We start from the raw sequence: 19777 nt of genomic DNA, 5'->3' as shown, positions 1-19777 counted from the left end.
CCGATAATGGTCGGGAGGGCCACTATTGGTTATCATTAGCTCCCATTGTTTTTTTGATGACACTCATGCCTTCAACGACGCCTCAAAACATGCCTTCACCCTTTTCGATTCGTAAAGCGGTCATCCCGGTCGCCGGTCTGGGCACCCGCATGCTGCCCGCCACCAAGGCCATCCCCAAGGAAATGCTGCCGGTGGTCGACAAGCCCCTGATCCAGTATGTGGTGAATGAAGCCGTACAGGCCGGGATCAAGGAAATCGTGCTGGTTACCCACGCCAGTAAAAACTCCATCGAAAACCACTTCGATACCAGCTTCGAGCTGGAAGCCACCCTGGAAAAGCGGGTCAAACGGCAGTTACTCGAAGAAGTGCAGAAAATCTGCCCTCCCGACGTGACCATCATGCATGTGCGCCAGGGTGAGGCCAAGGGCCTGGGCCACGCCATTCTGTGCGCTCGCCCGCTGGTGGGCGACGCCCCCTTTGCCGTGCTGTTGCCCGACGTATTGATTGACGATGCGGGCTGCAATCTGCAACAGGATAATCTGGCGGCCATGATTCGTGCCTTCGAGGACAAGGGCCACAGTCAGATTCTGGTGGAGCCGGTGGCTGACGAACTGGTCGATCAGTTCGGCATTGTCGATATCGGCGGTCAGCCGCTGGGCCAGGGAGAGTCGGCGCCGATTGAAGCGATGGTAGAAAAACCGCAACAGCAGGAAGCCCCGTCCAATCTGGCGGTAGTGGGTCGTTATGTACTGCCGGCCGACATCTGGCCTCTGCTGCTCAAGACGCCGCTCGGCAAGGGTGATGAAATACAGCTGACCGACAGCATCGCCATGCTGATGGCGCAACAGCCGGTCTCTGCCCATCATATTACCGGCAAGAGTCACGATTGCGGCAGCAAGCTGGGGCTGATGGTGGCCAATGTGGAATATGGCCTGCGCCACCCGGAGCTGGGCGCTGCCCTGACAGACTATCTGCAGCAGCTCAATTTGCGGTAACTGCTTTCACGAAACCCCATGGCGCGCCGTCAGCTGGATTTCACCGCCGAAGCCGCCATGCAGGGTCAGATCGAAAGGAAAAGAACAGGGGTAGCTCAGCTGGCTGGCACTGAAGGTTCCCGCACCCAGCGGGCCGGCATCACACCGGGCCAGCCAGTCGTTGCCGGCCATGCCGCCGTTGGCCAGCACCACCTTGTTGCTGTTGGCCTGCAACCGGTATAACGCCAGGTTCATCCGGCAATTCAGCCCCGTATCCAGGATCAGACGATTGATGTATTCCAGGGTGCGGCCCGGGTGGTTGAGCAAAGATCCCGACTGATGCTGCCGCCGAGGCTCATGCAACAGCAAGGGCATCAGCGCCATCACCACCGGGGTATCCATGCTCAGCGGATCGAACTCCGCCAGCAACAACAACAGATCCTGATCGAGCCGAATATACTCTGCAAGCAGCCAGGGGGTGCTTTGCCGCCAGCTCAAGTGCCAGCCCCCCAGATCCCGCTCCGGCCGCTGACGCAAGTCCCGACTCAGACGACTGGCGGCCACGTCATCCCGACGAAAGAACGCCAGATGTTCGTTGAGTTCACCCCATATTCGCCGCGGACTCGATCCGAGACAGGCGGCCATGACATCAAATACCTGCCGCCAGTTACGAATCGGCTTGATCAGGTAATCTTCGGCGCCGGCCCGCAGCGCCCGGGCCACATCGACCATTTTCAACCGCGCGGAAATCGCAATCACGGGCAACGCCGGATAGCATTGTTTCAGGCAGGCGATCACCTCAATACCACTCGGTGCCGCCAGCAACAGATTAATCAAGACCAGATCGGGTGCCTGCTTCCCCGCCAGCCCTATGCCTTCGTCGCCATTGTCCACTTCAATCACCCGAGCGCCCCACAGTTCAAGGTAGGTCACCATCAGCCGACGGAACACGGGATCGTCTTCTATGAGCAGAATAAGCGGAGAACGTTCAAACATCGAATGAGGTAACAGCGTAGTGGGGGTATATACTGAGCCTAGCCGAATTTTGACCTCATGGCAGCGGCTCCGTCATGGCGGCTGTATTCTACTGCGGCTTTGTTGGATAATGATCCCCTCATTCGATAACAGTGGCACTATGACACCGGCAGAATATCAGGCGCTCACCTCCCCCAGGCTGTCTCACCCGGCCCGCAGCCTGTATCAGCTTTATCTCAGGCACCTGGCGCGCGGTGACCATACCCAACCGCTGGATTATCCCTTGCTGGGCAAGGCGCTGGCCGTGCAGGGTGAAGGGGAATATCGCTATCGCGTCACGCCGATGGCGTTGACCGAGCTGGTTGATGAGCTGCTGGACGCCGGCTTGCTGAGTGTGGTGCAAAATCCCCACCCCCAGCATTATCACGGGGCCGTGTTCTCGCTGCCACTGAAACGGCTTGAAGGGCTGACCCCGCTGCCTTCTCGCCAGTTTGCCATGCATCCACAGTGGCGCCCGGACGAACAGTTCGAGGGGCTGGCCAGACTCTGCGGCCTGCTCGACAGCCAGTTCGATGAAACCGAGCTGGGCGAGTTTATTGCCTACTGGCTGGGGCGGCCCGAAGTATTTGAAAACCAGCATCAGTGGATGCTGAAACTGGTACGCAAACTCAAGAATCAGCGTAGTGTCAAACGCACGCCGGCGCCGCAGGAGAGCGGTGGCTATCAGCAATTGCCGGCCAAGAGCGACGCTGGCCCCAGCAAACGGGCCCAGGAAATGATGGCCGAAGCCCGGCGTCTCAGCCCCGATAACCAGGAAGACCGCAATGAAAAAGACACCTGAAGAAATTGCCGCCGACCTGAACGACATTGCTCGTCGTCGACGCCGCCCGAAACCGCAGAAAGACCTGACCCCCACGGCCACCGGTGGCGATGTGAAGGGGCTGCTGAACCGACTGCAGCGACTGCGTGCCGACGGTAACCTGCCCGAGTACGATTATCTCGACCTTAAACGCCAGTATGAACAACAGGCGAATATCGAAGTGCGCCAGGCTCAGAAAGAAGCGCAACAGAAACGGACCGAACGTTTGCTGGCCCAGGCGGATCTCAATCCGGAATGGGTGTTCGAGAATATGGACCGCGACGATCCGGCGCTGAGCCATCATATCGACACCGCCCATCATTTCATCAACGCCTTCGATCACTGGGAAGAGAAAGGCGGTGCCGCCATTCTGATCTACGGCAACTTCGGCACAGGCAAATCGACCCTGGCCGGGGCCATTGCCCATGATCTGATTTACCAGCACCAGAAATCGGTCATTTTTCAGCAATGGGCCTCGGTGGTAGACCGACTGTTTTTCGGGGTGATAGAGGATCAGGAAAGCCGCAACCAGTATCGGCGGGCGCTGGAAGAAGTGGACCTGCTGGTATTGGATGAAGTGGCCGCCAACCGCACGCGACTGGCCGAAAGCCAGTCCAGCTTTCTTGGCCATCTGCTGCGTCGCCGGCGCAACCTGGCCAAGAGCGTCATCATCATCACCAACCATGATCCCCAGTCTCTGCACCGGGCGGTAGGTGATTTCTGCTTCGAAGCCATCAAGGCTTTCCATCCGGTCGACATGGCGCTGCTCGGCCCCAGCCGTCGGCCCGATATCGGTGATTACCGAAGTTAAGCCCGGCTGCCCGTTTACGCCGGCAACACAAAGATACTGATGGCACCCCGCTGACCGGCAACTACGCTTAGGACTGTTCTGGTCACGGATGCCGGCCATGTCCCTTTTCTACTCACGTTTCAGCCTGCGAGTATACATTACCTGCATGTTTGCCACCCTGATCATTCTGCTGGGTGGCGTGCTTATCTATGCGCAGCACCGCCATAACAGCGCCTTTGTGCTGGCCAACAGCGAACACCGCCTCGACAGCCTCGCGAGTAGACTCAGCCAACAGCTGGAGCAGAGCCTGCACAACATCAATACCGGCCTGACCCTGATGCGAGCCAATGACGTCACCCTCGCCACCAGCGAGCAGACCCCTGCTCGCTGGTGGCCTCTGCTGCATCCCCTGCTGGACGCCAACCCTGGAGTCACCGCTTTTTATGTAGGCGAGCCCGATGGTCGTACCCTGGCGTTCAGCATGATACGCGATCCGCAGACACGTGCCGCTTTCACGGCGCCAACAGGTGCCGATTTGATGATGGAGATCATAGCGCCGGACAGCACTGCCCGGCGCTTCTATTTCGACCGCCATTATCGGCTGGTCGACGAAGTCGAGTTCTACGCCGAGTCCTTCGATAGCCGCACCCGCCCCTGGTTTGCCCCTACCCTTACACAACCGGATCTGCACATCACCCCGCCCTACTATTTTCACTTTTCACAGGTTCCGGGTATTACCCTGTCTTTGGGAGATGCCAGCCGGCAACGGGTGTGGGCAGCCGATTTACTGCTGAGCGACCTGGATGCCCAGCTCAAACAGGCCTTGCCACAGGCTCACACTTTGCTATTGCAGGCGCCGGCATTTCAGGTGCTGGCCAGCAGCCTGCCCGAGTCGGCATCCGCCGACCTTATGCCGGCCTTTGATGAACTGGAGGGATTTGGAATATTGTCGACCCAGCCCGACCTGGCAAGCTGGAAAGTCGAGCTGAACGGCGATGTCTGGCTGGGTCAGCAAATCCCGCTGACCCTGGACACCGGCAGCAAAAGCAGCCTGGATCTGCGCCTGTCTACCCTGATCCCCTATCGCAAGCTGATGGCACAAGCGCTCGGCTTTGGTCGCTCCCAGGCGTGGCTGACGCTGTTGATTGTGGTGTTGAGCCTGCCGGTGGTCATCATGGCGTCTCGTGCCATCACCCGCCCCCTGCGACAAATGGCAGAAGACATGAAAGGAATTCAGGAGTTCGACTTTGACGGCCTGAAGGAACGGCACTATTTCTACCGGGAGCTGGATGCCCAGGCCCGCGCCATCACGCTGATGCACCGCACCCTGGCCGGCTTTATCCAGGAGTTGCACCGCCTGTCACAGAGTGATGATTTCAACAGCATGCTGCAGCGACTCAGTCAGGGCATACAACACCTGAGCGGCGGACAACGCTGTCTGGTGTACCGGGCCACACAGCAAGACAAGACGCACTGCCTGGAATTGCTGGATAAAGCGCAACAACATCGCATCCCGTTGCCCGACAAGGTCGAGCCAGACGAACTGTCTATGTTGATCCTGCAGGCGTTGAAAGGTCGTGGCCTGCACTTTGAGCCGCCCTGGCTGCTGTATGACCGCTTCGGCAAGCTTAACGGCGCCATCGTGCTTGGCCTGCGCTATGGCACCGCTTCCCTTTCTGCCGGTAAGCGTCGTTTCATCACTCATTACAGCGAATTTGCCAATCTGGCGCTGGAAGACATGGCGCTGTTCGAACAGCAGCAGCAGATGACCGAGTCGATGATTCGGGTCATCGCCTCCGCCATCGATGCCAAGTCCCCCTACACCAGCGGTCACTGCCAGCGCGTACCCGAGCTGACCCTGATGCTGGCCCGTGCCGCTCACCACAGCGAGCATGGCGACTATGCGGATTTTCGGCTGTCCGAGCAGGAATGGGAGGCACTTTATCTGGCTTCATGGCTGCACGATTGCGGCAAGGTAGTGACCCCTGAGCATGTGATAGACAAGGCTACCAAGCTGGAGACCATCTATAACCGGCTGCATGAGATCAGAATGCGCTTCGAGGTGCTCAAACGCGATGCAGACATCCTCTATTGGCAGGAAATAGCCAATGGTGGGAATGAGAATCTGCTCGCCCGGCAACGAGAACAACAACACCGGCAACTGGATGACGACTTCGCTTTTATTGCCCATCTGAACCAGGGGGGAGAAACCGTCAGCGAAGCACAGTTGGAGCGGCTGAACCACATTGCCGAACGGCGCTGGTTGCGCACTCTGGACAATACGCTGGGGCTGTCGTGGGAAGAGCTGCAACGCCGCGGCGATAGCGAGTCGCTGCCCGCATGGGAGCCGCTGCTGGCCGACAAGCCCTGGCATCGGCTGCCCTACCCGGCCAAGGAGCGCATCGACCACGACAATCCCTGGGGAATTACCCTGAAGCAACCCGAGCTCAAGCTGGATCTGGGAGAACGCTATAACCTGGCCATCGCCCGGGGCACCCTGACCCCGGAAGAGCGCTACACCATCAATGCCCACATGGTGCATACCCTGATCATGCTGAGCGAACTGCACTACCCCGAACACCTCAGCGAGGTACCCATGCTGGCCGCGGGTCATCACGAGCGCATGGACGGCCAGGGCTACCCGCGCAGCCTGAAGGCCGGCGACTTGCCGTTACAGGCGCGGATGATGGCGCTGGCCGATGTATTTGAAGCCCTCACCGCCGCCGACCGGCCCTATAAAAAAGCCAAGAGCCTGAGCGAAACGCTGACCATAATGGCAGCCATGGTCAAAAAACAGCACCTGGATCCCGGGCTGTTTCGCTTCTTTGTCGAGCAGGAACTCTATCTGCAATACGGAACTCGCTTTCTCGCACCGGAACAACTGGATTCGGTCAACAAGCAGCGGATACTGGAGTTAATGTCGTGATCCTCATCGATGGAGGCTCAGAAGCGCAGGTAGATCACCGCCAGCAGGGCGCCGCCCAGCAATAACTTGTTTCTGAGCTTGCGCGGCATGTTGGCCAGCCGCCATAGCAGCCCGGCCCTGGGTAACTTGCTGGCCAGTTCCAGTACGTCAGGCCCGGACTGCTCCTGCTGCCGACGCAATTGATTGGTCAGCAGCTTCAGCCGCAGCGCTTCGGCTTTCAGCTGCAACAGCTGTTGTTCCTGTTGTAACGACTTGTGCATAACTCAGTCCTTCAACGACCAGTCGGACATATTTTTCTTGCCCTGAATATAAGCGACGTCTTCCTGCAACTCATGCAGCGTGTCGGCCAGAAACCGGCGCTGGCTGGCAAGGTTACGGACGATGGCCCAGAAGGCCCAGCACATCAGCAGCAGCAATCCCGCCGACAGCCCGAAGAACACCCACAGTTTGGCCGAATGGGACAATACCAGGTTCAGACCGAACAGCAGGCTGATGTAAGACATGAAGAACAGAAAAACCGCCAAAGCCGCCAGCATGCCAAGCCGGACCATGCGCTCTTTCTGGGCAATAAACTCGATGCGGGCCATCTTGAAGCGGACAAACAGCAGCTCGGTAATGGTATGCAACAACTCCTTCAACGAATTGATCTGGCCACTCATTGAACCTTCCTTATGGCGTAAACCTCCGCTTGGGCGGCGCTGAACTTCGCCGCCCGAGACCTTTCATCTCCTCGTGCCTGCTCGGCAACTGTCAGCCTGTTGTCGGCCGGGCCATCGCAGAAGCAGACAAGGACAACTCACCGACGGCTCAGCAAGGCTCCCAGCACCAGCCCGACCAGGGCCGCAATACCCATGGCATGATAGGGTTTGCTGTGAACCAGATCGTCGGTCTGCGCCGCCGCCTGTCGGGTGCGCTCCACCACAGAGTCTTCCATATCGGAAAACTGGCCCTGGGCCTTTTCCAGCTGCGCTTTCAGCTTTTCTTTCAGCGCCTTGCCTTCCTTGGTGCCGTCATCGGCTGCCGCCTTGTAGAGTGCTTCGGCATCCTTCAGCAACTGCTTGACGTCATCCATCAATACCGCTCTTTCCGCTTCATACTTCCGGCTCATGCCGCCTCCTTGTCTAATCAGAAATAAACATCTTCTTAAACTGCATAATGCCTGCTCACCATATCCACTAACCGGCGAAGTAGCCAGTCCACCACCATATTTTTGGTCACTGGCGAGACGTTCAACGACCGGATCTGGCGGATGATCCCCATTCGAAAAATGGCCAGATGCCCGACCACGATGCGGCCATCGATTAGTCCGCCACCGTCAGGCGATAGTCGGGGGTGGTATTCAGCGGGCAGGAGTAAAGATATTCGCCGGGTTCAAGCTCGATTTCATAATCGCGGCTAGTCCCCATGCCAAGGCCGCCACCGGACACACTGGGCAGCAGGGCCCTGTCCAGCAGACTGGCACCTCGCAGCCAGAATCCCAGCTCATAGGGCACATTCAGGTTATGCACCCTGAAGATATAGCGACCGGGCTCCAGCTCCAGCGTGCGAGCCCGGGTCAGCCGCTCAACGGCGGTCTCGGCATTGATGCGATCACAATCGGCCTTGCTGCGGGTAACATAGCCATGATCGACCCCGTTCTCGCTTTCAATAAACTGACAACCGGTCTGGGTCAGCTCGATAACCCGGGCCGTATCGGCCTGCGCGGCAACAGGCAAAGCCAGCAGCAATAAGCAAAAGCCGACGCGTATCGGTGAGTAACAAAAGGATCTGTTCATCGGGGCCTCCTTAACCGTATGCCCGGTCATGCTCAATGCTTACGGAGCTTGATGACTCAAGCCGAAACTCACCCGAGGCAGGCTCCGGCCGTTACTGCGGAATAAGGATCCCAGGCGAGTCAGGCGAAAGCGGCAACCACCTCTTCATGAGACGCGCCGCTCAGGTTTTTATCCAGATCCTTGTACAGCGCCTTGCGCATATGATCATCCATGGCATCACGCAGTAAACCAAGAAACTGGGGCGGGGCCGCCAGATAGAAACCCCGAATTTCGTTGGTGTCGAGGGCATGGCGAACCCGGCCGATAATGTCACGCGCGAAGCGTTGATTCTCGGTATGCCGCGGGTCGCTTTTCTCCGGAATGGTCTGCGCGTCGCTGACAAGATCACTCGCTTTTAAACGGGCTTCCGGATGAGCAAGATCCATCACCTCTTCAAACACGCCTTCAACCCTGTCTTGCAGATAAACCACGGCTTTTGAAGCATCAGTCACTACGATCCAGTCTGCCATATAGCACCTCATGTTGATGGTAGGAATATCCAAGGGTAGTTAAGACTCCTAAGTATCGTCCATTTTTCACAAACCACATCGCGGCCTTGAGTGCGACTTTGATCTGGCTGATGTTGATACCACCAACAAAAAAAAGCCCTGCTAACCAGCAGGGCTTTTTACATGGGTTTCCAACTTAATTGTCGGTTTCCAACTTAAATGATCGTGAACCGTCTAGCGCTTACTCGCCGTAGGCTTCGGTCGGCAGGCAGCTACAGAACAGGTTACGGTCACCAAACACATCGTCGATGCGGTTAACGGTGGGCCAGAACTTGGAGCTGCGTACCTCGGCAGACGGGAACACCGCCAGCTCGCGGCTGTAGCCGCGATTCCACTCGGCATCCATGATGTCATCCTGAGTATGCGGCGCATTGACCAGCGGGTTGTCTTCCAGGGTCCAGGTGCCGTTTTCTACCTGACGGATTTCTTCGCGGATCTGCTTCATGGCGAAGATGAAGCGATCGATCTCGGCCTTGGATTCGGATTCGGTCGGCTCGATCATCAGGGTGCCGGCCACCGGGAAGCTCATGGTCGGCGCATGGAAACCGAAGTCGTTCAGACGCTTGGCCACATCCATTTCGCTGATGCCGCTGGCTTCCTTCAACGGACGCAGGTCCACGATGCACTCGTGGGCTACGCGGTCGTTGCGGCCGGTGTAAAGGATGGAGTAATCCTCGGCCAGGCTCTTCATCAGGTAGTTGGCGTTGAGAATGGCCAGCTGGGTCGAGCGCTTCAGGCCTTCATCGCCCAGCAGTGCCGTGTACATCCAGCTGATGGGCAGAATGCTGGCAGAGCCGAATGGCGCGGCAGACACGGCGCCGTTGTTGCGGCTTTCCTTGTCGGTTTTCACCACCGCATGGCCGGCCACGAACGGAGCCAAGTGTGCCTTGATGCCGATAGGACCCATGCCCGGACCGCCGCCACCGTGCGGAATGGCGAAGGTCTTGTGCAGGTTGAGGTGCGATACGTCGGAGCCAATGAAGCCGGGAGACGTGATGCCCACCTGGGCGTTCATGTTGGCGCCGTCCATGTACACCTGACCGCCATAGCTGTGAATAACGTCACAGATCTCGCGGATGCTTTCTTCGTACACACCGTGGGTCGACGGATAGGTCGCCATGATGCAGGACAGGTTCTCGCCCGCCTCGGCCGCCTTGGACTTGAGATCGGCCATGTCGACGTTGCCTTTCTTGTCACAGGCCACCACGATCACCTTCATGTTGGCCATCTGGGCAGAGGCCGGGTTGGTGCCGTGGGCCGAGCTCGGGATCAGGCAGATATCACGGTGACCTTCGTTGCGGGACTCGTGATACTTCTTGATCGCCAGCAGGCCGGCGTATTCACCCTGGGCGCCCGAGTTGGGCTGAATGCAGATGGCGTCGTAACCGGTAACCTTTACCAGCCAGTCTTCCAGCTCGGTCAGCATCTGCTGATAACCCCGGGTCTGATCCAGCGGCGCAAAGGGGTGGATCTGGGCAAACTCGGGCCAGCTGATCGGCACCATTTCGGCGGTGGCGTTGAGCTTCATGGTGCAGGAGCCCAGTGAAATCATGCTGTAGTTGAGCGCCAGATCCTTCATTTCCAGCTTGTGGATGTAACGCAGCATCTCGGTTTCGGAGTGATACTTGTTGAACACTTCGTGGGTGAGAATGGCGCTGTCACGCGTGAGCGCCGCCGGAATGGAGTCGGTGCCGGCGGCGGCCTTGGCATCCAGTGCTTCCACGTCCAGACCGTGACCTTCGCCGAGGAAGATGTCGAACAGCTCGGCCACATCCTGACGGCTGGTGGTTTCCGACAGTGACACGCCCAGGGCGCCGTCCAGATCGGTACGCAGGTTCACGCCCCTGGCCAGGGCTCGGGCGTTGATGGCGTCTTTGTCGGCGGTGATCAGGGTCAGGGTGTCGAACCAGGTGTCATGCTTGAGCGCCACACCCTTGGACTGGAGACCCAGTGCCAGAATGTCGGTCAGGCGGTGTACCCGGTTGGCGATGCGCTTGAGGCCTTCGGGACCGTGGTACACGGCGAAGAAGCTGGACATGTTGGCCAGCAGCACCTGAGCGGTACAGATGTTGGAGTTGGCCTTTTCGCGACGAATGTGCTGCTCGCGGGTCTGCATCGCCATGCGCAGCGCGGGCTTGCCACGGGTGTCTTTGGACACGCCGATAATACGGCCCGGCAGTGAACGCTTGTGGGCGTCACGAGTTGCAAAGAAGGCGGCGTGCGGACCACCGTAACCCATGGGTACACCGAAACGCTGGGCGTTGCCCAGTACCACGTCGGCACCCAGCTCGCCCGGCGCCTTCAGCAGCACCAGAGACAGAATGTCGGCGGCCACACAGGCGATGCCCTTCTGGCTCTGCACACTGGCAATCAGCCCCTGAATGTCGCGGATCTGACCGGTGGTAGACGGATACTGGAACAGGGCGCCAAAGACGTCGTGCTCGACGACCGCCTCGGCCGGGGCTACCTGGATCTCGAAACCGTAGTGCTCGGCGCGCTCTTTGACCACGTCGATGGTCTGCGGGTGTACATCGTCGGCAATGAAGAAGATGTTGGCTTTCTTGTTCTTGCTCACGCGCTTGGCCAGTGCCATGGCTTCGGCGGCGGCGGTGGCTTCGTCCAGCAGCGAGGCGCTGGCCAGATCCAGGCCGGTCAGATCCTGAGTCAGTTGTTGGAAGTTGAGCAGTGCCTGCAGACGACCCTGGGCAATCTCCGGCTGGTAAGGGGTATAAGCGGTATACCAACCCGGGTTTTCCAGCACATTGCGCTGAATAACCAGAGGCACATGGGTGTCGTGATAGCCCATGCCGATATAGCTCTTGTTGACCTTGTTTTGCCGGGCCAGGGATTTCAGGTAAGCGAGGGCTTCTACTTCGGTGCGGCTGGCACCGATGCCCATGGGCTGATCGTTGAGAATGTTGGCGGGAACCGTCTGGCGGATCAGGTCGTCCAGCGACTCGGCGCCCACCACGGCCAGCATCTCGGCCACATCCTGCTCGGCCGGGCCAATGTGGCGACCGATAAAGGCATTATTCTGCTCAAGTTCAAACAAAGACTGGGTCATTTTATTAACTTCCTTAACAGGCCAGCAGCCTGGAGGCACACAGACAACCGGCCCCTGGGGGGTACTTACCGGCAAGGTCTTGAAATATGATTGCAGGGTCGAATTAACAGGAAGCCCCCTGTTCGGGGGCTTGGTATTAGTCTTCGTCGATGCTGTTTTCGTAACCGGCGGCATCCAGCAGTTCGTCCAGATCAGACTCGTCTGCCAGCTTGATGCGGAACAACCAGCCGTCACCGAAGGGGTCGGAGTTAACCAGCTCGGGGCTGTCTTCCAACGCGTCGTTCACGGCAATGATTTCACCGCTGACCGGCGCATAAATGTCGGAAGCGGCCTTGACCGATTCGGCCACGGCACAGTCTTCGCTCGCGTCAACGGTGCGGCCCACTTCGGGCAGCTCAACAAATACCATATCACCCAACAGATCCTGCGCGTGCTCGGTAATACCAACCACCGCTTCGCCGTTTTCTTCCAGTCGAACCCATTCGTGGGAGCGGGCATATTTCAATTCACTGGGGATATTGCTCATCAGTTGTTCCTCTTGATTCTTGGCTTGAATTCTTAAAATTCGGCGACCGCTTTGCCGAAACGTACGAATGTCGGTTTGACCACCGACACCGGCATCCATTTTTTACGCATTTCAACTTCAGCATTGGCTCCCACCGAGCGCGGCACCCGCGCCAGGGCAATGCTGTGTCCCAGTGTAGGCGAGAAGCTACCGGAAGTAATAACGCCTTGCTGCTCCTGGCCCTGGTCGTCAAAAAAACGCACCGGGGTGCCGGCACGCAGCACGCCTTTTTCCTTCATCACCAGGCCCACCAGCTTGTGCTGGCTGCCTTCGGCTTTCTGGGCTTCGAGCACGTCACGACCGATAAAGTCACGCTCGGCCGGTTCCCAGGCGATGGTCCAGGCCATATTGGCGGCCAGCGGAGACACGGTTTCGTCCATGTCCTGACCATACAGGTTCATGCCCGCTTCCAGACGCAGGGTATCGCGCGCACCCAGACCGCAGGGCTTGACGCCAGCCGCCAGCAGGGCATTCCACAGCGCGGCAGCCTGGTCGACCGGCACCACGATTTCATAGCCGTCTTCACCGGTATAGCCGGTGGTGGCAACAAAGAGGTCGCCGGCCTGTACGCCAAAGAAGGGCTTCATGCCTTCTACCGCGGCGTTTTGCTCGGCGTTGAATACCTGGGCGGCCTTGGCCTTGGCGTTAGGGCCCTGTACCGCAATCATCGCCAGCTCGGGGCGCTCGGTCAGGGTGACGTCAAAGCCTTGTACCTGTTTGCTCATCCAGGCCAGATCTTTGTCGCGGGTGGCGGAGTTGACGATCATGCGATAGTCATCATCGGCAAAGAAGTAGGTGATCAGATCATCGATAACACCGCCCTGCTCGTTGAGCATGCCGCTGTAAATGGCCTTGCCGGGCTGGCTGACACGGGCAACGTCGTTGGCCAGCAGCTTTTGCAGGAAGGGTTTCGCCTGGCTGCCTTTAACGTCGACGATGGTCATGTGAGACACGTCGAACATGCCGGCGTCGTTACGCACAACATGATGTTCCTCAAGCTGAGAGCCATAGTTAATGGGCATATCCCAACCGTGAAAATCCACCATCTTGGCACCGGCTTCCAGGTGCTGAGGGTGCAGAACTGTTTGCTGAGTCATGGCGCTTCCTTTTATTCCAGGCCTGGCCTGTGAGCGATAATCCGATATTGCACCCTGATTATACCCAAGCCGGCGGGGGATAAAACCGCACCAACCCCAAAAAAAACTTATCGTTTCATCGTGGCCGTAAAAGTGTGATCAAACAGGCAACAGTCGTTTCAACGAAAGGAAGTGCCAAAACCAGCATTAACACCGTAAAATTAACAAAAAATTAATATATGATGCACTTTAATGCTCATTGAAAAGCATAAGCGCAAATAATTTCGCCATCGGCAGGTAAAAGTTAGCCGCAAGAAAACTAATCCCGAGTGACGCTGTGATTAGTTTTTCTCAGGTGTAGATAGCCGAGATTGCAGCCCGTCGCTACCCAGGGCATGGGCGGCCAGCTTGCGCTTGAAGGGCGTTAATCTATCGGTCAGGCTCAAGCCCAGACCACGCAAGCCACGCACCAGCGGATGTGGATGGGTAAACAACCGTTTCAGCCCCTCCATGGCCGCCAGCAGGGTGGCCGCTTCCGCCTTGCGCCAGCGCTCGAAGGATTTCAGCTCGGCCAGGGTACCGATGTCTTTGCCCTGCTCATGCAGCGTGGTCAGGGTTTGTGCCAGGGCGGCCGCATCCTGCAGCCCCAGGTTCACGCCCTGCCCCGCCAGCGGATGTATGGTATGGGCCGCATCGCCAATCAGCGCCCAGCGCGGACCACAGAACTGCTGACTGTAACGGGCCTTGAGCGGAATGGCCATGCGCGGCCCCAGCACCTCACTCTGGCCCAGGCGCAGATCGAAGGCATGGGACAGCGCCTTGTTGAATTCGAGATCAGACAACGCCAGCAGCGCCTCGGCCCGCTCCGGCGCGCACGACCAGACAATGGAGCACTGATGCGAATCGGCCAGCGGCAGGAATGCCAGAATGTCGTTGCCGCGAAAAATCTGTCGGGCGGTCTGCTCGTGAGACTCGGTGGTCGCCACCGTCGCCACCAATGCGCTGTGGTCATAGTCCCATTCAATCATGCCCGGCTGCAGTTGTTCACGCAGCCAGGAGCGAGCACCATCGGCTCCCACCAGCAAACGACCGGTAATGGGGGTGCCATTATCGAGCAGCACAAAGGCGCCCTGCTCGCTCACCGACACCGAAGTGGCACGCGCCGGCATATGCAGGCTGATATGAGGACACTGACGGGCTCGGGCCAGCAGGCTTTGCTGCAGCAGGGCGTTTTCTACGATATGACCCAGGTGCGACTGATGCATGAGGGCGGCAGAAAATTCGATGCGGGCGGCGCTGTCCGCCTCCCACACTTCCATGCTGGTATAAGGACCCAGGCGTTCGCTTTGCTCCGGCCAGGCCTGCACCCGTTCGAACAGGGTCCGGGAGGCCAGGTTGATGGCACTGACCCGATTATCGGGAATGGCCGGCAGCTCGGGCTCCGGCGTCTGCCCTTCTATCACCGCCACCTTGAGACCGCTGTGCTCCAGCGCCAGCGCCAGGGTCAGCCCCACCATGCCGCCACCAATCACGATCACATCTGTCGCTTGCATGCGTTACCTCTTGCCCATGGCCCGCCAGGCCAGTTTGTCTTTCGCCGTGCTGCTGGCCGCCATGGCCATCAACCCCAGGTTACGCCCGGCAGCCAGTGCCGGGTGATCATTCGAAAAAATCAGCGCCAGCGCCGTGGTCAGGCCGACAATCTCGGCCTGATCCGGCTGGCGAGCCTGACCGTAAGCGGACAGTACCGAATAGCTGCCGATGTCCCGCTCGTCCATCAAGGCCCGGTGCACCTTGTCCACCAGTGCCGCCACATCCCGCAGCCCCAGATTGAATCCCTGGCCGGCAATGGGGTGCAGCAGGTGTGCGGCATTGCCGATCAGGGCGACCCTGTGATGCCAGGGCCGTTCAATTTCATCCAGCACCAGTGGGTAGCAGTGTCGCCGGCCGGTGCGTTGCAGCCGGCCAAGCCGATAGCCGAATTCCTGCTGCAGCTGTTGCAAAAAGGCCTCGTCGTCGAGGCTCATCAGCTGTTCGGCCCGATCACAAGAGGCACACCACACCAGCGAACAGCGGCCTTCCCCCATCGGCAACAAGGCGATGGGGCCTTCGCGGGTAAAACGCTCGAAGGCCCGCCCCTGATGGGGAGCAGCCGTCTGAACATTGGCAATAATGCCACTTTGCCGGTAGTCCAGCCGGCGACTGGTCAGTCCCAGTTGCCGGCGTACCACCGACTGGCTGCCATCGGCGGCGACCAGCAGTGTGGCGGTCAGTGATTGACCATCATTGAGGGTCAACACCACCCGTTCGGACTCCTGGACCAGCGTCTCGATGCAAGCAGGACACAGCAATTCGATGTTGGAGCTCTGGGTCATGTGCCGATACAGCAACTGCCCCACCGGATGCAGCTCAACCACATACCCCAGTGCCGGTACCGGGTAGTCGTCGGCACGAATATTGACCTGACCCAAATGGCCCTGATCGGAGACCTGAATATGGGTGATGGGGGTGGTCAGGCCGGCCAACCGGGGCCACAGGCCCAACTGCTCCAGCAGTTCACGGCTGTGTCCGGCCAGGGCAATGCTGCGCGCATCAAAGCCCGGGTGCAGGTCTCGCTCCGGAGCAACCGCTTCGATAACCGCAATGCGCAGGGCCGAGCCATCCGGGCGGTGCAAGCGGCTAAGGCCCAGTGCCAATACGGCACCGGCCATGCCGCCGCCGTTAATTACCACATCATAATGGGTCATTTGGTTGAACGGTCTTGCTTAATGTAAGGTGGGACGCTTGGGCGCAGGCTGACCCTTGCCGAATTCTTCAAAAGCCAGCGTCGCCCCCAGCTTCAGATGCTCATACAGCACCACAAAGGCGGTTTCGCTTTCTTCGTCTTCCTGATCGAAGTCGCTGGCAACCTGAGTAATGCTGCTGATGTCCTGGATCATTTCCTGCAGTTCGGGCGAAGCCTTGTTCAGCTCCACCTGCACCACACCAAAGCCGGCCAGAAAGGCGGCGGCCCACTCCATCATCGCATCCAGTCGCTCATCCAGCGGCTCGTCGTCTTCCGGCATCAGCAGTTCAAAACGGCTCTGACTGACCAGCTCGTCATATACCCGGCTAAACAGCAGGTTAACCGCTTTTTTCACGTCGGCAGGCAAACCGAAGTCGTCGTTCAGCAGCGCATTGAAGTGTTCCTGCCAGCGGGGGTCGTTCTTGGCCATGCCGCCGCAGATCAAACCGCAGATAACGCCATGCACTTCGGCGGCGGTCACCACCATATTGTGGTGTTCAAGCAAGGTGGTGAAGGCGTCGTAGTTGAGACGGGCGTTGTCGTTCATCATGTACTCGATTGGCAAAAAGGTGGCGGATATGGGGCAGATCCTAGCATTGTGACTTCGCTCAGGCCAGCAACCCCTTGAAACTTCTGGTGCGCCCCTATATAGTCGCCACAATTTTATGGCCTATTGCAATCAGCTATCTGAGGATCACATGACCACAGCGGCAATCGACATCGTTATTCTCGGGCGCCCTTATAAGGTGGCCTGTCCTGTTGGGCAGGAAGCGGCATTGCAACGGGCAGCCGATATGCTCAACGAGCGTATACACAAGTTCAAGCAGGGCGGCAAGGCGGGCTCGAATGAGCAGATCGCCATTATGCTGGCCCTGAATGTGTGCCATGAACTTGAGCTTGAAAAAGACAAGAACTACCAATATGCTGACGCCATGGATAAGCGCATCAAAATGCTTCAGCATACGATTGAAGATGCCCTGGCCAGCAAGGTAGGCTAGGTAGCACGCGTTTGGATTTAAGATAAAAGTTTAGCTTTCCCTGGGGTGTTCGTCAGTTGGGTGGCGTCCCTGAGCCGATAATCACAGCACAGGAAAGCCGTGTTATTTACTATTGAGCATGCTCGGCCCGACCGAGAAGCCTGCGGTAGATACCGGGTTTCCGCCTTGAACCAACGGGTTCAAGGACTAACACCTGCAACGGCACCCTGGGGATTCCCTCTTGGTTCTCTCTGGTTATCTGTTCGAGAGACACAAAAAAGACCGGCAACGCCGGTCTTTTTTTATGCGCGATAATCGCGTAGCGCTTACGCGTTACGAGCCCGGCCGCCCATGCCCAAGACGGCACAGCCGACCCCCAGTACCACCAGTAACATCAAACTCCAGTCCGGCAGGTAGAAGGTGCCGTAAACCGACCAGCCCAGTTGCCCCAGCAGTTGTGACAGCTGGGTGGGAGCCCCGGCAAGGTATCCCCCCAGAGTACCGCTGATGGCAAACAACGCCGAGCCAATCAGCCCCAGCACTATCAGTATCAGCCCCTGCCCGCCTTTCAGCGCCGCGTGTTGTGCCCGCCAGACCAGCAGGGTGATCACCGTCCACAGGCCGGTGGCCCACAGTGACATCAGCAGGTGATTGCGTACCATGGGACTATGCAGGTTGGCCGCTGCCGGCCACACCAGCCAGCCACTGACCAGCGCGGCAATGGCACCCAGCCAGGCCAGTACCAGCACCGCTGGCAAGCCCGACCGGCACGCCTGCGCCAGTGCGCTCTGCCGAAAGCGGCCCAGCAGCATCATCAATAGCGCCAGCGCCCAGAATGCCAATGGAAAGTGAACCAGCATATGATGCATGCCCGTCATTGTGCGTCTCCTCGCTTGGTAGTGGAAGTAAAGTCACGGCGCAGCCCCAGCCACAGGCCAAGCATCAGCACCAGACCGGCGCCCAGTGTCAGCCACCATTGGCGGGTGATCTCGGCATTGAATTCCATTTCGACCCCGTATTGTGCCAGTTGCTGCTCGCTGTGCCGTGGCCTGACCGGCTCACCGGCGGCGATATTGGGCGCCCCGGCGTGCGCCTGACTGGTCAACTGTGGCCAGCTGACCTGGCCTGGGTAAAACAGGGTCATGTCGGTCCATCCGTCATCGTTCCAGACCGGGCGATCGCCGTCGATATAACGGGCGACCAGATCCGCATCACGGCCCAGCCCCAGGGTGTAGGGGTGAGACACATAGTGCCAGCGACTGCCGGTCGCATCTCTGTGCACTGCAAAGGCGAGATCGTAACGCCCCTGATGCTGAAATGCCTTGTCGTCCAGCAGATGGCCGGTATCCAGCGCGCGCTGCAGGGTAATATCCCACCAGCCATCCTGCCAGCGTCCCTGACCCAACACGCTGATGTCGGCCCGGGAGCCCTGGCCGCTGCGCAGCAGACGACGTGGAATCACATCATCCTGCTGCCACTCATGAGTCGGGTCGAAGGGCCTGGCCATGTCTTCCGACAGATAATAGACCCCATCAAAGTCGACGCTGTCTTGCTGCACCTGCCGCCAGGTCAGAGCATCCATGCCGGCCTTGTCGCGATCAAACATGAACAACGGCTGATTGCGCTCTGCATCCCAGTTGGTGCTGAAGGGGCCCTTGCCGGCATCGCTGATCCGGTGCCCGGCCACCAGCTGGTCGTCGGACATGTTCACCCCATTGGAGCGACCGGCCCGCCAGTGCCAGAGATCCAGAAAATAGCCACTGGCGCGCTGCGCATCGAGATCGGACTCTGACTTTACACTTCGCCAGTCGGCCATGTCGGTACGGGTGGCGGGCAAATGTTTCTGCACCTCGTTGGCGCCCATTTTCCCGCCGATATAAGGATCGGCGGCCACCTCGGACTTGCTGGCCTGATGAGTGAAAAACCGCATGTCGGCGCCAACGGTGATGTAGCCCCCATAGCGACCAAACTCCGGTACCCGGCCATCGTCTACCAGCATGCTGACCCGATCTTCATAGGTGCCTTCGGGATCGGGGCCGGTACGCGACGCACCATAGCGAACCCAGTTGCCATCCTGATAGCGCAGCATGTCGTGATAAACATGGGGCTTGTCGGCCGGCCAGCGGTAACGAAAAAAGATCTGCTCGTCGTTATAGGCCGCCTGTACCTGCAGCGGCATGGTCAGGGTGGGCGGAATCCAGATATTGCGTTCCGGATCCGACTTCACCACGCCAGTGCCCTGACTGAACCAGGCCACTGCCATACCTGCAATAAAGCAGGTCACCACAGCGGGGGTTCTTGCTCTTGTCATCTTGCTCTCCCGTGCCTGCTCGAGGCGTTTTATTGTTATCGGCATTGCTATTGGCAATGGGACTCAAACTAGCACAGTTCTGTGACAACGGGGTTGTTCTGGATCATGCCTCTCCCGCCATTGGCGCAAATACTGCTACAATCGCGGCTTGC

At 58.7% G+C, this 19777-nt stretch carries 19 protein-coding genes and 1 other RNA gene; 6 read left to right on the top strand and 14 right to left on the bottom strand.

What is annotated here, in order from left to right; all coding sequences use genetic code 11:
- The first annotated feature begins 89 nt into the window (after positions 1 to 89).
- Positions 90 to 995, top strand: coding sequence for a UTP--glucose-1-phosphate uridylyltransferase GalU (galU, locus tag Q0753_RS03640; protein WP_298717392.1), 906 nt, complete (start codon positions 90 to 92; stop codon positions 993 to 995).
- A 6-nt stretch (positions 996 to 1001) separates the two neighbouring features.
- Here the strand turns inward: galU and Q0753_RS03635 are convergent, their stop codons facing one another.
- Entirely contained in the window at positions 1002 to 1970 is a 969-nt protein-coding gene (locus tag Q0753_RS03635) for a response regulator (protein WP_298717390.1), read from the bottom strand.
- A 139-nt stretch (positions 1971 to 2109) separates the two neighbouring features.
- Between Q0753_RS03635 and Q0753_RS03630 the strand changes: the two genes are divergently transcribed.
- From Q0753_RS03630 to Q0753_RS03620, 3 genes are all read left to right on the top strand, one after another.
- On the top strand, positions 2110 to 2790 hold the full coding sequence (locus tag Q0753_RS03630) for a DnaT-like ssDNA-binding domain-containing protein (RefSeq protein WP_298717383.1): 681 nt from the start codon (positions 2110 to 2112) through the stop codon (positions 2788 to 2790).
- Positions 2774 to 3619, top strand: a complete 846-nt coding sequence (locus Q0753_RS03625; protein ID WP_298717381.1) for an ATP-binding protein — start codon at positions 2774 to 2776, stop codon at positions 3617 to 3619. Before Q0753_RS03630 ends, Q0753_RS03625 begins: the two co-directional genes overlap by 17 nt.
- A gap of 97 nt (positions 3620 to 3716) precedes the next feature.
- The gene (locus Q0753_RS03620) at positions 3717 to 6524 is read left to right on the top strand and encodes an HD domain-containing phosphohydrolase (RefSeq protein ID WP_298717378.1); all 2808 of its coding nucleotides are present in this window, start codon (positions 3717 to 3719) and stop codon (positions 6522 to 6524) included.
- A 17-nt stretch (positions 6525 to 6541) separates the two neighbouring features.
- Here the strand turns inward: Q0753_RS03620 and Q0753_RS03615 are convergent, their stop codons facing one another.
- The 11 genes from Q0753_RS03615 to Q0753_RS03565 all read right to left on the bottom strand — a co-directional run bounded on the left by Q0753_RS03615 (position 6542) and on the right by Q0753_RS03565 (position 16884).
- A complete protein-coding gene (locus Q0753_RS03615; RefSeq protein WP_298717375.1) occupies positions 6542 to 6784 on the bottom strand; it encodes a hypothetical protein in 243 nt (80 codons plus the stop codon).
- Positions 6785 to 6787: 3 nt separating this feature from the next.
- Positions 6788 to 7183 (bottom strand): phage holin family protein, encoded by a 396-nt coding sequence (locus tag Q0753_RS03610; RefSeq protein WP_298717373.1) that lies wholly within the window; start codon positions 7181 to 7183, stop codon positions 6788 to 6790.
- A 137-nt stretch (positions 7184 to 7320) separates the two neighbouring features.
- Positions 7321 to 7632: a YqjD family protein gene (locus tag Q0753_RS03605; protein WP_298717371.1), complete on the bottom strand. Its 312-nt coding sequence runs from the start codon at positions 7630 to 7632 to the stop codon at positions 7321 to 7323.
- Positions 7633 to 7825: 193 nt separating this feature from the next.
- Positions 7826 to 8299 (bottom strand): hypothetical protein, encoded by a 474-nt coding sequence (locus Q0753_RS03600; protein ID WP_298717368.1) that lies wholly within the window; start codon positions 8297 to 8299, stop codon positions 7826 to 7828.
- A 119-nt stretch (positions 8300 to 8418) separates the two neighbouring features.
- Entirely contained in the window at positions 8419 to 8808 is a 390-nt protein-coding gene (locus Q0753_RS03595) for a host attachment protein (protein WP_298717365.1), read from the bottom strand.
- A gap of 220 nt (positions 8809 to 9028) precedes the next feature.
- Positions 9029 to 11911 carry an aminomethyl-transferring glycine dehydrogenase gene (gene gcvP / locus Q0753_RS03590; protein WP_298717362.1) on the bottom strand — a complete coding sequence of 961 codons (2883 nt, stop codon included), beginning with the start codon at positions 11909 to 11911 and terminating at the stop codon, positions 9029 to 9031.
- 136 nt (positions 11912 to 12047) lie between these two features.
- On the bottom strand, positions 12048 to 12437 hold the full coding sequence (gene gcvH / locus Q0753_RS03585) for a glycine cleavage system protein GcvH (RefSeq protein WP_298717359.1): 390 nt from the start codon (positions 12435 to 12437) through the stop codon (positions 12048 to 12050).
- A 32-nt stretch (positions 12438 to 12469) separates the two neighbouring features.
- Entirely contained in the window at positions 12470 to 13573 is a 1104-nt protein-coding gene (gcvT, locus tag Q0753_RS03580; protein WP_298717356.1) for a glycine cleavage system aminomethyltransferase GcvT, read from the bottom strand.
- A gap of 320 nt (positions 13574 to 13893) precedes the next feature.
- Complete coding sequence (locus tag Q0753_RS03575) at positions 13894 to 15105, bottom strand: FAD-dependent oxidoreductase (protein WP_298717353.1); 1212 nt, start codon at positions 15103 to 15105, stop codon at positions 13894 to 13896.
- A 3-nt stretch (positions 15106 to 15108) separates the two neighbouring features.
- On the bottom strand, positions 15109 to 16299 hold the full coding sequence (gene ubiH, locus Q0753_RS03570; protein WP_298717350.1) for a 2-octaprenyl-6-methoxyphenyl hydroxylase: 1191 nt from the start codon (positions 16297 to 16299) through the stop codon (positions 15109 to 15111).
- 18 nt (positions 16300 to 16317) lie between these two features.
- The gene (locus Q0753_RS03565; RefSeq protein ID WP_367179488.1) at positions 16318 to 16884 is read right to left on the bottom strand and encodes a UPF0149 family protein; all 567 of its coding nucleotides are present in this window, start codon (positions 16882 to 16884) and stop codon (positions 16318 to 16320) included.
- 151 nt (positions 16885 to 17035) lie between these two features.
- Here Q0753_RS03565 and zapA point away from each other — a divergent pair, with 151 nt between their 5' ends.
- Both zapA and ssrS read left to right on the top strand, forming a co-directional pair.
- A complete protein-coding gene (gene zapA, locus Q0753_RS03560) occupies positions 17036 to 17335 on the top strand; it encodes a cell division protein ZapA (protein WP_298717344.1) in 300 nt (99 codons plus the stop codon).
- Positions 17336 to 17369: 34 nt separating this feature from the next.
- A non-coding RNA gene (gene ssrS, locus Q0753_RS03555) (6S RNA) lies at positions 17370 to 17552 on the top strand.
- Between the two features lie 88 nt (positions 17553 to 17640).
- On the opposite strand, the gene Q0753_RS03550 is transcribed toward ssrS, so the two are convergent.
- Together Q0753_RS03550 and Q0753_RS03545 are read right to left on the bottom strand one after the other, a co-directional pair.
- The gene (locus tag Q0753_RS03550; RefSeq protein ID WP_298717341.1) at positions 17641 to 18192 is read right to left on the bottom strand and encodes a hypothetical protein; all 552 of its coding nucleotides are present in this window, start codon (positions 18190 to 18192) and stop codon (positions 17641 to 17643) included.
- Entirely contained in the window at positions 18189 to 19625 is a 1437-nt protein-coding gene (locus tag Q0753_RS03545; RefSeq protein WP_298717338.1) for an ethylbenzene dehydrogenase-related protein, read from the bottom strand. Before Q0753_RS03545 ends, Q0753_RS03550 begins: the two co-directional genes overlap by 4 nt.
- Between the last annotated feature and the right edge of the window lie 152 nt (positions 19626 to 19777).

It is taken from the genome of uncultured Oceanisphaera sp. (genome assembly GCF_947495715.1).
GTDB classification, from domain to species: Bacteria; Pseudomonadota; Gammaproteobacteria; order Enterobacterales; family Aeromonadaceae; genus Oceanimonas; species Oceanimonas sediminis.
Note: the sequence above shows the minus strand (reverse complement) of the source record. Positions and strands in the feature narration are given on the sequence as shown.

Excerpts from the sequence above, each read along its gene's own strand:
- galU (WP_298717392.1), top strand. The coding sequence starts at position 90 with ATGCCTTCACCCTTTTCGATTCGTAAAGCGGTCATCCCGGTCGCCGGT.
- Q0753_RS03635 (WP_298717390.1), bottom strand. The coding sequence starts at position 1,970 with ATGTTTGAACGTTCTCCGCTTATTCTGCTCATAGAAGACGATCCCGTG.
- Q0753_RS03630 (WP_298717383.1), top strand. The coding sequence starts at position 2,110 with ATGACACCGGCAGAATATCAGGCGCTCACCTCCCCCAGGCTGTCTCAC.
- Q0753_RS03625 (WP_298717381.1), top strand. The coding sequence starts at position 2,774 with ATGAAAAAGACACCTGAAGAAATTGCCGCCGACCTGAACGACATTGCT.
- Q0753_RS03620 (WP_298717378.1), top strand. The coding sequence starts at position 3,717 with ATGTCCCTTTTCTACTCACGTTTCAGCCTGCGAGTATACATTACCTGC.
- Q0753_RS03615 (WP_298717375.1), bottom strand. The coding sequence starts at position 6,784 with ATGCACAAGTCGTTACAACAGGAACAACAGCTGTTGCAGCTGAAAGCC.
- Q0753_RS03610 (WP_298717373.1), bottom strand. The coding sequence starts at position 7,183 with ATGAGTGGCCAGATCAATTCGTTGAAGGAGTTGTTGCATACCATTACC.
- Q0753_RS03605 (WP_298717371.1), bottom strand. The coding sequence starts at position 7,632 with ATGAGCCGGAAGTATGAAGCGGAAAGAGCGGTATTGATGGATGACGTC.
- Q0753_RS03600 (WP_298717368.1), bottom strand. The coding sequence starts at position 8,299 with ATGAACAGATCCTTTTGTTACTCACCGATACGCGTCGGCTTTTGCTTA.
- Q0753_RS03595 (WP_298717365.1), bottom strand. The coding sequence starts at position 8,808 with ATGGCAGACTGGATCGTAGTGACTGATGCTTCAAAAGCCGTGGTTTAT.
- gcvP (WP_298717362.1), bottom strand. The coding sequence starts at position 11,911 with ATGACCCAGTCTTTGTTTGAACTTGAGCAGAATAATGCCTTTATCGGT.
- gcvH (WP_298717359.1), bottom strand. The coding sequence starts at position 12,437 with ATGAGCAATATCCCCAGTGAATTGAAATATGCCCGCTCCCACGAATGG.
- gcvT (WP_298717356.1), bottom strand. The coding sequence starts at position 13,573 with ATGACTCAGCAAACAGTTCTGCACCCTCAGCACCTGGAAGCCGGTGCC.
- Q0753_RS03575 (WP_298717353.1), bottom strand. The coding sequence starts at position 15,105 with ATGCAAGCGACAGATGTGATCGTGATTGGTGGCGGCATGGTGGGGCTG.
- ubiH (WP_298717350.1), bottom strand. The coding sequence starts at position 16,299 with ATGACCCATTATGATGTGGTAATTAACGGCGGCGGCATGGCCGGTGCC.
- Q0753_RS03565 (WP_367179488.1), bottom strand. The coding sequence starts at position 16,884 with ATGAACGACAACGCCCGTCTCAACTACGACGCCTTCACCACCTTGCTT.
- zapA (WP_298717344.1), top strand. The coding sequence starts at position 17,036 with ATGACCACAGCGGCAATCGACATCGTTATTCTCGGGCGCCCTTATAAG.
- Q0753_RS03550 (WP_298717341.1), bottom strand. The coding sequence starts at position 18,192 with ATGACGGGCATGCATCATATGCTGGTTCACTTTCCATTGGCATTCTGG.
- Q0753_RS03545 (WP_298717338.1), bottom strand. The coding sequence starts at position 19,625 with ATGACAAGAGCAAGAACCCCCGCTGTGGTGACCTGCTTTATTGCAGGT.